The sequence below is a fragment of the Pontibacterium sinense genome, assembly GCF_015209595.1.
GTDB lineage: Bacteria > Pseudomonadota > Gammaproteobacteria > Pseudomonadales > Balneatricaceae > Pontibacterium > Pontibacterium sinense.
Genome location: NZ_JADEYS010000017.1, coordinates 12,324 through 24,535, shown reverse-complemented (window position 1 = coordinate 24,535; position 12,212 = coordinate 12,324). Strand labels below are relative to the sequence as shown.

Genomic DNA, 12,212 nt, shown 5'->3' with positions numbered 1-12,212 from the left:
TGTATTCTTGATGGGGCCAACCGCCTCGGGCAAAACTGCACTGGCAATGGATCTCTACGATCATCTTCCGTGTGAGATCGTCAGTGTCGACTCTGCGATGATCTACCGGGATATGAATATTGGTACCGCAAAGCCCGATGCGGAGATGTTGGCGCGTTATCCTCATCGCTTAATTGATCTTCGTGATCCGGCGCAGGCTTATTCCGCGGCAGAGTTTCGCACGGATGCTCTGGCGGAGATCGCGCGTATTCACCAAGCAGGTAAAATTCCGTTGCTGACGGGCGGAACTATGCTTTATTTCCATGCTCTACTGAACGGGCTTGCGACATTACCTGAGGCAGACCCTGAGGTGCGTCAGCGTATTGAGGCAGAAGCCGCAGAGAAAGGTTGGTCAGCTATTCATGCTCGATTGTCAGAGGTTGACCCGCAATCGGCAGAGCGATTAAACCCAAATGATTCTCAGCGTTTACAGCGTGCGTTGGAAGTGTATGAGATAACCGGACGCTCTATGACGGAACACTGGGCGGAGCAACAAGCTCAGCGACTGGATAGTCCGGTGGTGTCGTTATCAGTGATGCCGCCAGAACGCTCTGTGTTGCATGAGCGTATAGCGCAGCGTTTCCAGATTATGCTGGAACAAGGGTTTGAAGAGGAAGTGCGGGCATTGTGGGAGCGTGGAGATCTGGATCTGGCGATGCCTTCGGTGCGATGTGTCGGTTACCGGCAGATGTGGGAGTGCTTTTCCGGGCAGTGGGATTACGAAACCATGCAGTTTAAAGGGGTTGTAGCCACGCGTCAGTTGGCAAAAAGACAGATTACGTGGTTGAGAAGTTGGGAAAATCTTAACTGGCTGGACACAAATGATCGAGATATTACGTCTAAAGCCTTGAAATTGATTAACTCTGTCATTATATAATGACAGGCTGGTCGTTAAACTCTGCTTGTGGGCTAGAATACAGGTGGATTTTTGGACAGATATAAAAAATTATAATCAAATATATAACGAAAATTTTTTCAGGAAGGAGTTTGTAATGTCAAAAGGGCAATCTTTACAAGACCCTTATTTGAACGCTCTGCGTAAGGAAAGGGTACCCGTATCCATTTTCTTGGTAAATGGCATTAAGTTGCAGGGTCAAATCGAGTCTTTCGATCAGTTTGTTATTCTGTTGAAAAATACAGTTAGCCAAATGGTCTATAAACACGCTATTTCAACCGTTGTGCCAGCACGTCCCGTGAAGCTGCCGCCGGCGGAAGAGCCTAAGTCTGCCAGCTGAGGTTATAATTGTTCTTCGAGCGTCCCGAATCTGGCGAACTCGCCATACTAGTGCATTTAGATCTGGCCGATGAGGCCGATCAGGAAAGTCCCCGAGAGCTCGAAGAGCTTGCGCTTTCAGCAGGTGCCGACCCCGTCGAATTTTTGACGGGGTCACGTGCACAGCCCAGTCCGAAATTCTTTGTTGGTGCCGGTAAACTGGAGGAGCTACGTGCTCTTGTTCAGATGCACGGTGCTGAACTGGTTATCTTTAATCACGCCTTAAGTCCCGGTCAGGAAAGAAATATCGAGCATGAGATCAAGTGTCGAGTACTTGATCGAACAGGCTTGATTCTGGATATTTTTGCCCAGCGTGCGCGTACCCATGAGGGTAAATTGCAGGTAGAGCTGGCGCAACTTGAGCATATGTCGACCCGTCTGGTCCGTGGCTGGACCCACCTTGAGCGTCAGAAGGGTGGTATCGGTCTGCGTGGTCCGGGTGAAACTCAGCTTGAAAGTGATCGGCGAATGCTTCGGGCGCGTATCAAGAGTATTCACAAGCGTCTGGATAAAGTACGCAAGCAGCGTGATCAGGGGCGTCGTTCCCGTCGACGGTCGGAGATCGCAACTGTATCGCTGGTCGGCTACACCAATGCGGGTAAGTCGACGCTCTTTAACCAGATTACGGCATCCGATATTTATGCGGCTGATCAGTTGTTTGCTACGCTGGATCCAACGTTAAGACGTATCACTCTGGACGATGCCGGTCCCGCTATTCTTGCAGATACGGTTGGCTTTATTCGCCATCTACCGCATAAATTGGTTGAGTCGTTTAGGGCAACATTGCAGGAAACGTCTGAAGCAACGCTGTTGTTACATGTGATAGATTGTTATGACGATGAACGTCACGATAATATCCACGAAGTAGAGAAAGTGCTAAAAGAGATCGGAGCAGAGGATATTCCTCAGCTTCAGGTTTATAACAAACTGGATCTGCTTGAAGGTCAGGCGCCGCGTATTGATCGTGATGACGAAGGACAGCCCGTCAGGGTTTGGCTTTCAGCGGTGTCTGGGGCGGGAACTGAACTGCTTTTACAGGCAGTGAACGAGTTGCTGTCGGACGATGTTTTTCACGAAACGATCAGCTTATCGCCGCGCGATGGTGGTTTGCGTGCCCAGTTGTACGATCAGGGTGCGGTTCTGAACGAGTCCTATGATGATCAGGGGCATATGCAGCTGGAAATACGGTTGCAGAAAAAAGATCTGCTACAACTTTTGAGTCGGTTGGATATTCCGGCTGAACGCTATTGTTCAGTTGAGGTCCATCATTAAATAGCTGGGTAAAATCCTTTTCTTTGCGACTATATTTAAATAGATCCGCTCTTTTGTCGGATAAATGCAAATGTTGCTTGCACAGTAATTAGGGGCTACCTACAATTTTCCTCAGCGAATCAAGCTTTTGGAACGGAGACACGTAATGGCTTGGAATGAGCCGGGTGGTAACGGCAATAATAATGATCCTTGGGGCGGTGGTGGTAAAAACCGCGGCGGCAATGGTGGTGGCGGCGATCAGGGACCTCCTGATCTGGATGAGGCTCTGCGTAAGCTTCAGGATCGTCTGAATAGTATTTTTGGTGGCTCCGGTAAAAAACCAAACAGTGGCGGCTTTGGCGGCGACGGTGGTGGATCGGGTTCTGGTTCTTCATCAGGCTCTGGTTTTTTCCTGATCCTGATCGTGATTGCTGCAGTCCTCTGGGCGGGCATGGGTATGTATACCGTTGATCAGCAGGAGCGTGGTGTTGTGCTTCGTTTGGGTAAATATGCCGAAACGGTAGGACCGGGTCTGCGTTGGAATCCACCGCTGATTGATGAAGTGCAGAAGGTTAATGTCACTCAGGTTCGTACCCGTACGCACCGTGCGTTGATGCTGACCAAAGATGAAAATATCGTTGATGTGGATATGGCGGTTCAGTATGTCATTGCCAATCCTAAAGACTTCCAGTTGAGTGTTCGTGATCCTGAGGCTAGCTTGTCGCATGCAGCTGAATCTGCGTTGCGTCACGTAGTGGGTTCAACCGATATGCACTCTATCCTGACGCAGGGGCGTGCAGCGCTGTCTGTTCAGGTGCAGGAGCGTCTTCAGAGTTACATGGATGACTACAGCACAGGTCTGCAGATCTCTAAGGTCAACGTAAAAGAAGCTAAAGCGCCGAGTCAGGTTCAGGATGCATTTAACGATGTAATCCGTGCCCGAGAAGATGAAGTCCGTGTGAAAAACGAGGCTGAAGCCTATTCCAACGGCATCATTCCGGAAGCGCGTGGTCAGGCCCAGCGTATGCTGGAGGAGGCCAATGCTTACCGTGAAGAGGTCATTGCAAAGGCTGAAGGTGAAGCGCGCCGTTTCACTGCGTTGTTGACTGAATATGAAAAAGCGCCGGACGTTACCCGTGAGCGTTTGTATCTGGATACGATGGAGCAGGTCTTGGGTAATAGCCCTAAGGTTCTGGTTGATGTTGAAGGTGGTAATAACATGATGTATCTGCCACTCGATAAGTTGAGTCAGGGTACATCGGCTGCGGCTATGCCACGTGTAGATGCGAATGGTCCAGTGCGTTTGGATAACCAGAGTTTGCGTGAAGTGACTGATCAGGTTATTGATCAGTTGCGTCAGCGTCAGCTGAATACCCGTAGGGAGGGGCGTTAATGAAACCTTCTAGTATGTTTGTTCTCATCGTTCTCATTGTTGCGGTGTTTGTCGGCTATAGCTCTGTATACATTGTTAAAGAAACCGAACGTGGCGTATTGCTGAAGTTTGGTGAGGTGGTGAATTCGGATCTGGAGCCTGGCTTGCATTTCCGTTTTCCAATTGTGAACAACGTTCGCCTGTTTGATGGTCGAGTGTTGACGCTGGATGCTGCGCCTCAGTCGTATCTGACACTGGAGAAAAAGAGTCTGGAAGTGGATTCTTTTGTTAAGTGGAAGATTGATAATGTTGAAAAGTTCTATACCGCAACTTCAGGTGATGAGTTCCGTGCCGCGAAGCTTCTGTCTGACCGTGTAGATACAGGTCTGCGTAACCAGTTTGGTGAGCGTACGGTAACTGAAGTGGTTTCTGGTGAGCGTGAGCAGTTGATGAAGGAGTTGACTGAGAGCCTGAGCAAAATTGCTGAAGATGAGTTCGGCATCGAGGTGATCGATGTGCGTGTGAAGCGTATCGATTTGCCACCTGCCGTATCTGAATCTGTGTATCAGCGTATGCGTACCGAGCGTGAGCGTGAAGCAAGTGAATTGCGTGCGCGAGGTAAAGAGCTGGCGGAAGGTATTCGCGCAGACGCAGATCGTCAGAAGACGGTTGTCGAGGCGGAAGCGTACCGAGAGTCTGAATGGATTCGAGGTGAAGGCGATGCCACTGCAGCGAATGTGTATGCAAATGCTTATCAGCAGAACCCTGAATTCTACTCTTTCCATCGTAGTCTGCAGGCATACCGCAAATCGTTCACTGGCAGCGGTGATATGATGGTGTTGAAGCCGGATAGTGACTTCTTTAAGTATCTATCTGAGCCGCAGGCGCCAGCAGCTGCACAGTAGCTGAAAGTGGTAACAAAAAACACGTAATCGGGACTCCAATAGTCGCGATTACGTGGTAATATACGTCAACCGGGTTTTAGCCCGGTTTTTTTGTGTTAGTGGGGTTTCGAAACCTGGCGGACTGCCTATGTCATCGGATTTTTTGCATCAGTTAGCGATTGGCTTTTGCTTGATGCTGGTACTGGAGGGGGTTATTCCTTTTCTCTATCCACAGCGATGGCGTAACTTGGTACAGCAGTTGGCACTTGTGGATAACCGAACCCTTAGATTCATGGGCTTAGCGAGTATGTTGCTGGGTACCTTGATTCTGTATTTGATCAATTAACATCGATTTATATATCTGTTGGAGTACTGCATGGCGTTGGCAGATCGTTGGCTCTTACCGGAAGGTGTAAAAGAGATCCTTCCGCCGGAAGCGAGCCAGATCGAGGCGATGCGTCGCCGTTTGCTTGATCTGTTCGATAGTTGGGGATACGACTTGGTGCTGCCTCCGTTGATGGAGCACTTGGATGCATTGCTTACGGGTGTAGGCGGTGAACTTGATCTCAACACCTTTAAGCTGACTGATCAGTTGAGCGGTCATACCTTGGGTATTCGTGCAGATATCACTCCACAGGTTGCGCGTATTGATGCACACCGCATGCGTAATGAAGGTGCGAGTCGTCTTTGTTATTGCGGCTCTGTCTTGCATGCGCGTTCTACCCAGCCGCTGGCTTCACGTAATCCGTTGCAGATCGGTGCTGAGTTGTTCGGTCATGCGGGGCTGGATAGTGATGTAGAAGTTATCGCGCTGATGATTGCGACCTTGCACAAAGCGGGTGCTGATCAAGAATTGAGTTTGGATCTCGGTCATGTGGGTATTTTCCGTGGTCTGATGGTTGATGCGGGTATGACATCCGCGCAGCAAAATGAGTATCAGGGCATGCTTCAGCGTAAAGCGCTGCCGGAGATCGAGCGTTTTCTGAAGACGCTGGATGTCGATGAGCGTGTGTTGGAGTTGCTGGCCGAATTGCCTCGTTTGCACGGTGGTATTGAGGTGCTGGCAAAAGCTAAAGTGTTATTTTCTGATGCGTCAGAAGATGTGCTGGATGCAATTGCTTATTTGGAAGAGTTGGCACAACGTGTTGCCAAGCGCTTCCCTGAATTAGATTTGTACTTTGATCTGAGTGAGTTGCGTGGATATAACTACCACACAGGTGTTGTATTTGCGGCATACACTCCGGCGTATGGGCAGGCACTGGCGAAAGGCGGTCGTTATGATGATATCGGTCGTGATTTCGGTCGTGCGCGTCCGGCAACAGGGTTCAGCGCAGATCTGAAGACGTTGGTTGATCTGGCGTCTCTGCAGGTTGCTCAAGTATCTTTGGTTACTGCTCCTGCGGGGGAAGATGCTGCGCTACTAGAAAAGATTAACGAATTGCGTGCGCAAGGCGTGCGGGTGATTCAAGCATTGTCTGGTGATAATCAGGCGGTGAAAAGCAGTGCCGAGTTGGTGCTGGAAAATGGTGAGTGGACCGTCAAAGGTCTGTAACCTCGTATTGATAAATGACTAATCTCAAGAAGGCAACAATGGGTAGAAACGTCGTTGTTCTGGGTACCCAGTGGGGTGATGAAGGTAAAGGCAAGATCGTTGATCTGCTGACTGATCAGGCTGCAGCTGTAGCGCGCTTTCAAGGCGGGCACAATGCAGGCCACACACTGGTTATCAATGGGGAAAAGACTGTACTGCATCTTATCCCGTCCGGTATTTTGCGTGAAAACGTAACATGTTTGATCGGTAACGGCGTCGTTCTGTCGCCTGAAGCATTGCTGAAAGAGATTCGTGGTCTGGAAGAAGCGAATGTTCCTGTACGTGAGCGTTTGCGTCTGAGTCCAGCATGTCCGTTGATCCTGCCATATCACGTTGCACTGGATCAGGCACGTGAGAAGGCTCGTGGTAAAACCAAGATCGGTACAACCGGTCGCGGTATTGGGCCAGCGTACGAAGATAAAGTAGCGCGCCGTGGTTTGCGTTTAGGTGACCTGATGGACACTGAGCGTTTTGCTGCGAAGCTGAAAGAAGTGATGGAATATCATAACTTCCAGCTGGAACACTTCTACAAAGTAGAAGCGGTTGATTACGATGCTGTGCTGAAAGAAGCGCTGGAAATGGGTGAGCAGCTGCGTCCGATGGTTGCTGATGTAACCGCGATGTTGCATGACCTGCGTAAAGCGGGTGAGAGCATCATGTTCGAAGGTGCGCAGGGTTCTCTGCTGGATATCGATCATGGTACTTATCCTTATGTGACGTCCTCCAATACTACGGCGGGTGGCACGTCTACCGGTAGTGGTTTTGGTCCGCTGTACCTGGATTATATTCTGGGTATCACTAAGGCTTACACCACGCGTGTAGGTGGTGGTCCTTTCCCAACTGAGCTTGATTGTGAAGTGGGGCAGCGTCTGGCCGAACGTGGTCACGAATTCGGTTCAACCACGGGTCGTGCACGTCGTTGTGGTTGGTTTGATGCGGTAGCGTTGAAACACGCGATTCAGGTTAACTCTATCTCCGGTATCTGTCTGACTAAGTTGGACGTGCTGGATGGTCTGGAAACGATCAAGATTTGCACCGGCTATAAAGATGAGCAAGGCAATGATGTTTCTACTTTGACTGGTAGTGAAGACTACGAAGCTATTGAGCCGATTTATGAAGAGCTGAGTGGCTGGTCAGGCACAACAGTAGGTGCTAAATCTATCGATGACCTTCCTCAGGAAGCGCGTGATTACATCAAGCGTCTGGAAGTGTTGATTGAAGCGCCAATTGATATTGTTTCTACTGGTCCTGACCGTGTTGAGACAATCGTGCTGCGCAATCCGTACGATGCATAATTAGAGCGAATGATGCTCTGAAAAAAGCCTGGCATCTGCCGGGCTTTTTTGTGCCTTCGTGTGGGTGTGAGGTGGATTCAGGCATAAAAAAACCGGCAATAGCCGGTTTTTTTATAGTGATGCTTTGTTTACTGCATGTCAGGGGTGAGTGCTGGACGTAAACCCTGCAGAATAGCCTTAAACATTTTTGGGTTGCCGGCTACAACGTGTCCGTTTTCACGATACTTGTTGGTGCCGAAGCAGTCTGCAACTAAGCCGCCTGCTTCCTGTAGTAACAGGGTGCCAGCTTCTACTTCGCTTTCGTGCAGTCCAAGCTGGAAAAAACCATCCAGGCGGCCGGCTGCTGTATAAGCAAGGTTAAGTACAGCTGAGCCGCCGTTGTATAGTGTGCCGCCAGCCAGGGTAACGTTCTTTACCATTTCCTGGTGGACGTTGAAATGCGGTTTGTCGCTGGTGCGGTTGAAGAAGCCGGAGCCAATCAGTGAGCCGTCCAGTGTTTTGCGATTGCTAACGCGCAGGCGTCGACCATTGAGTTGTGCACCTCTGCCGCGGCTTGCGGTGAACTCTTCGCCAATCAGCGGGTTTAAAATGATGGCGTGTTCAATCCGGTCATTCTGGTAGCCGGTGATGCTGAATGCAAAGGCTGGCAGACCGTTAGAGAAGTTTGACAGGCTGTCGATCGGGTTAACGTGCCAGCAGAAGCTAGGACCTTCTTTTAGTGGCTCGTGCGTACCGCTGTGCTCACAAATGATTTTGTGGTTTGGGTAGGCTTTCTGGATCGTGGTAACGACAGTTGACTCGGCCTGTTTGCAGGTCTCGCTCAGGAATTTAGCGACATCTTTGTCTTCGGATTTGATCAAATCGAGACGTTCAATGGAGCGCGCGATCTGTTCACCTGCGATACGGGCTGCGCGCAGGGCGATGTTAACCATGGGTTGCATGCGTTTAGAACCTACAAACTGTTAGAGAGCGGAAAACGCTAATTATAACCGAGCTTGGCCGATGGCTGAACAGTTGAATGGGTCTCTGTTAAAATATTGCGCTTTAGATTGCCGGTTTGGGAATAGATATGTTGGAAAAGGTACGTATAGTTCTGGTCAATACCACTCATCCGGGCAATATCGGTGGTGTGGCCAGGGCGATGAAGAATATGGGGTTGGATGATCTTTGCTTGGTATCTCCAAAGGAGTTTCCGAGTGAAGTGGCGGATGCCCGTGCTTCGGGAGCGTTAGATATTTTGGAGAACGCTCGCGTTGTGTCTGGATTGGAAGAGGCGTTGGCAGACTGTCAGTTGGCCGTGGGTACAAGTGCACGTGAGCGTCATATTCCATGGCCGTTGGTTAATCCGAGGGAGATGGCATCGATTGTTGTGCCTTCACCACAAAAGACGGCGATTGTGTTTGGTCGTGAAGATCGAGGTTTGACCAATGAAGAGCTTCAGCTATGTCATCACCACGTGAATATTCCATCGGTTGAGGGATTCAGTTCTCTGAATATCGCGGCAGCCGTGCAGGTGATTGCTTATGAGCTACGCATGGAGCAGTTGAAGCTGGAGGCTAATCAGAAGGGGGGGAGTGACCGGCCATCCTGGGGTACGGATTGGGATATCGAGTTGGCAGATCATGCTGAGCTGGAGCGGTTGTTTGATCATCTAGAGGAAACGCTGATCAAAATTGAATTCCTTGATCCTGAGAATCCACGCCAGTTGATGCCTCGTATGCGCCGACTTTTGATGCGGGCGGTACCGGATAAAGTTGAAGTGAATGTGTTGCGTGGCGTGCTAAAGGCGGTACAAAAGAAGCTGCTGGGGTGAGCGAATAGGTGAATCTGTCCAGTGGTCCTTTAAACGTGTTAAAATAATGCCCCTTTTTATTTGAATTATCCGACAAAAATAGTCAAGCTAATAGTTGATTGATTTAGTCGGGTATTGCATAATCAGCTCACACTCGCCGACAGGTTGCGATGGAAGACGATTATGCGATTAACAACTAAAGGGCGCTACGCCGTTACTGCAATGCTGGATTTGGCTTTACATGAAGGTAAAGGACCGATCAGTCTTGCTGATATTTCTGAGAGGCAGGGGATTTCACTGTCCTACCTTGAGCAGCTTTTTGCGAAACTGCGCCGCAATGAATTGGTACGCAGTGTTCGCGGCCCCGGCGGCGGTTATCAGTTAAATCGTGAACCTGCCGGTATTAATGTGGCAGAAGTCATTGATGCGGTCAATGAATCAGTTGATGCGACAGGCTGTAAGCATACTGGGAACTGCCAAGGTGGAGAGGTCTGTCTGACGCATCATTTGTGGTGTGACCTCAGTACTCAAATTCACGGGTTTCTGAGTGATATTACTCTCGCGAGCCTGGTGGCCCGCAGAGATGTGAAAGATGTAGCTGAGCGGCAGGATCGTCGTCAGTTAAACAATATGATTGTAGGCTCCGATACTCGCCCGGCAGAAGCTGGCGAAGCGGTAGTTTAGAGGGGAAGGCTCGGAGAGCAGAATGAATAAGCTTATTTATCTGGATTACTCAGCAACTACACCGGTAGATCCGCGTGTTGCTGAGAAAATGACTGCATGTCTGACGCTGGATGGTAACTTCGGTAACCCTGCGTCTCGTTCACACGCTTTTGGCTGGAAGGCTGAAGAAGCGGTAGAGAATGCTCGCCGTCAGGTCGCTGACCTGATCGCTGCTGATCCTCGCGAGATCGTCTGGACTTCCGGTGCAACTGAGTCTGATAACCTGGCAATTAAAGGTGCAGCGCATTTCTATCAGAAGAAAGGCAAGCACATTATTACCTCTAAAATTGAGCATAAAGCTGTTCTCGATACATGTCGTCAGCTTGAGCGCGAAGGTTTTGAGGTTACTTATCTGGATCCAAACAGCGAAGGTTTAATTGAACCTCAGATTGTTGCTGATGCGATCCGTGAAGACACTATTCTGGTGTCTCTGATGCATGTGAATAACGAAATTGGCACCATTACTGATATTCAGGCAATTGGTGAGCTGACACGTGCGAAAGGCATTATATTCCATGTGGATGCTGCGCAGAGTGCTGGCAAAGTCGACATTGATGTCTCTGCTGCCAAAGTGGATCTGATGTCCTTTTCAGCGCATAAGTTCTACGGACCTAAAGGTATTGGTGCGTTGTATGTGCGTCGTAAACCGCGTGTCCGTTTGGAAGCTCAGATGCACGGCGGTGGTCATGAACGCGGTATGCGCTCCGGTACACTGCCGACTCACCAGATTGTAGGCATGGGTGAAGCCTGCCGTATCGCTAAAGAAGAGCTGGCAAAAGACAACGCACATGCACTCGGACTTCGTGATCGTTTTCTTGCTGGCATCGCGGATATGGAAGAAGTTTTTGTTAATGGCTCCAAAGAGCAGCGCGTAGTCAGCAATCTGAATGTTAGTTTTGCCTTTGTTGAAGGTGAATCTTTGCTGATGTCTCTTAAAGATCTGGCCGTTTCTTCTGGCTCGGCGTGTACCTCCGCCAGTCTGGAACCTTCTTATGTGCTGCGTGCGCTGGGGTTGAACGATGAAATGGCACACAGTTCCATTCGTTTCTCTTTTGGACGTTTTACTACAGAAGAAGACATCGATCGTGCTGTCGCTCAGATTCGCGAAGCAGTTAGCAAGTTACGTGAGCTGTCTCCATTGTGGGATATGTTTAAAGATGGTGTAGACCTTAGCAAGGTAGAGTGGGTTCACCACTAAATCTAGCTGAGAAATCAGGAGGTCAGACAATGGCTTACAGTGATCAGGTAATCGATCATTACGAGAATCCTCGTAATGTGGGCAAAATGAATGATGGTGACGAAAGCGTCGGTACCGGTATGGTGGGTGCGCCTGCCTGCGGTGACGTTATGCGTCTGCAGATCAAAGTTAGCGATGAAGGCGTGATTGAAGACGCCAAGTTTAAAACCTACGGTTGTGGTTCAGCTATCGCCTCTAGCTCGCTGGTAACAGAGTGGGTTAAAGGTATGACGCTGGATCAGGCGGAAGAGTTGAAAAACACAACGATCGCTGAAGAACTGGCGTTGCCGCCGGTTAAAATTCACTGCTCCGTACTGGCTGAAGACGCGATTAAAGCGGCTGTAGCTGACTACAAAGAGAAGCAGGATAAGAAGTAACTGATGAGGCCGCTGCTACCGTTGGTAGCCGCGGCGGGATATGTGAATTTATGGCAATTTCTATGAGTGATGCTGCGGTTCAGCACGTAGCGCGATATCTGGAAAAACGTGGGCATGGCTTTGGTATTCGCTTGGGTGTGCGCACTTCGGGTTGTTCCGGTATGGCCTACGTGCTTGAGTTCGTAGACGAAAAACAACCTGAGGACGAGATTTTTGAGTCTCAGGGTGTGCGGATCGTCATTGATCCGAAAAGCCTGCTGTACCTTGATGGTACTGAGTTGGATTTCGTGAAAGAAGGGTTGAATGAAGGCTTTAAATTCAACAACCCTAACGTAAGCAGTGAATGCGGTTGCGGCGAAAGTTTCAACGTATAATCCA

Annotated in this window: 14 protein-coding genes; 13 read left to right on the top strand and 1 reads right to left on the bottom strand. The window is 49.6% G+C overall.

The annotated features are described in order from the left end of the window. Positions 1-10 precede the first annotated feature (10 nt). From miaA to IOQ59_RS15490, 8 genes are all read left to right on the top strand, one after another. Positions 11-916: a tRNA (adenosine(37)-N6)-dimethylallyltransferase MiaA gene (gene miaA, locus IOQ59_RS15525; protein ID WP_193954447.1), complete on the top strand. Its 906-nt coding sequence runs from the start codon at positions 11-13 to the stop codon at positions 914-916. Between the two features lie 115 nt (positions 917-1,031). Beyond that, entirely contained in the window at positions 1,032-1,274 is a 243-nt protein-coding gene (hfq, locus tag IOQ59_RS15520; RefSeq protein WP_193954365.1) for an RNA chaperone Hfq, read from the top strand. Between the two features lie 8 nt (positions 1,275-1,282). Beyond that, positions 1,283-2,584: a ribosome rescue GTPase HflX gene (hflX, locus tag IOQ59_RS15515; RefSeq protein WP_193954364.1), complete on the top strand. Its 1,302-nt coding sequence runs from the start codon at positions 1,283-1,285 to the stop codon at positions 2,582-2,584. Positions 2,585-2,729: 145 nt separating this feature from the next. Next, a complete protein-coding gene (gene hflK / locus IOQ59_RS15510) occupies positions 2,730-3,956 on the top strand; it encodes an FtsH protease activity modulator HflK (RefSeq protein WP_193954363.1) in 1,227 nt (408 codons plus the stop codon). Beyond that, positions 3,956-4,840, top strand: coding sequence for a protease modulator HflC (hflC, locus tag IOQ59_RS15505; RefSeq protein ID WP_193954362.1), 885 nt, complete (start codon positions 3,956-3,958; stop codon positions 4,838-4,840). Before hflK ends, hflC begins: the two co-directional genes overlap by 1 nt. A gap of 127 nt (positions 4,841-4,967) precedes the next feature. After that, a complete protein-coding gene (locus tag IOQ59_RS15500) occupies positions 4,968-5,165 on the top strand; it encodes a DUF2065 domain-containing protein (RefSeq protein ID WP_193954361.1) in 198 nt (65 codons plus the stop codon). Between the two features lie 30 nt (positions 5,166-5,195). After that, positions 5,196-6,371 (top strand): ATP phosphoribosyltransferase regulatory subunit, encoded by a 1,176-nt coding sequence (locus IOQ59_RS15495; RefSeq protein ID WP_193954360.1) that lies wholly within the window; start codon positions 5,196-5,198, stop codon positions 6,369-6,371. A 38-nt stretch (positions 6,372-6,409) separates the two neighbouring features. Then, complete coding sequence (locus IOQ59_RS15490; RefSeq protein WP_193954359.1) at positions 6,410-7,705, top strand: adenylosuccinate synthase; 1,296 nt, start codon at positions 6,410-6,412, stop codon at positions 7,703-7,705. 128 nt (positions 7,706-7,833) lie between these two features. Here the strand turns inward: IOQ59_RS15490 and IOQ59_RS15485 are convergent, their stop codons facing one another. Further along, positions 7,834-8,646, bottom strand: a complete 813-nt coding sequence (locus IOQ59_RS15485; protein WP_193954358.1) for an inositol monophosphatase family protein — start codon at positions 8,644-8,646, stop codon at positions 7,834-7,836. A 128-nt stretch (positions 8,647-8,774) separates the two neighbouring features. On the opposite strand from IOQ59_RS15485, the gene IOQ59_RS15480 reads away from it, so the two are divergent. The 5 genes from IOQ59_RS15480 to iscA all read left to right on the top strand — a co-directional run bounded on the left by IOQ59_RS15480 (position 8,775) and on the right by iscA (position 12,208). Then, the gene (locus IOQ59_RS15480) at positions 8,775-9,518 is read left to right on the top strand and encodes an RNA methyltransferase (protein WP_193954357.1); all 744 of its coding nucleotides are present in this window, start codon (positions 8,775-8,777) and stop codon (positions 9,516-9,518) included. Between the two features lie 162 nt (positions 9,519-9,680). Beyond that, positions 9,681-10,181 carry a Fe-S cluster assembly transcriptional regulator IscR gene (gene iscR, locus IOQ59_RS15475; protein ID WP_193954356.1) on the top strand — a complete coding sequence of 167 codons (501 nt, stop codon included), beginning with the start codon at positions 9,681-9,683 and terminating at the stop codon, positions 10,179-10,181. Positions 10,182-10,203: 22 nt separating this feature from the next. Then, positions 10,204-11,418, top strand: coding sequence for an IscS subfamily cysteine desulfurase (locus IOQ59_RS15470; protein ID WP_193954355.1), 1,215 nt, complete (start codon positions 10,204-10,206; stop codon positions 11,416-11,418). A gap of 29 nt (positions 11,419-11,447) precedes the next feature. Next, on the top strand, positions 11,448-11,834 hold the full coding sequence (gene iscU, locus IOQ59_RS15465) for a Fe-S cluster assembly scaffold IscU (RefSeq protein ID WP_193954354.1): 387 nt from the start codon (positions 11,448-11,450) through the stop codon (positions 11,832-11,834). 50 nt (positions 11,835-11,884) lie between these two features. Then, entirely contained in the window at positions 11,885-12,208 is a 324-nt protein-coding gene (gene iscA / locus IOQ59_RS15460) for an iron-sulfur cluster assembly protein IscA (RefSeq protein WP_193954353.1), read from the top strand. Positions 12,209-12,212 lie beyond the last annotated feature (4 nt).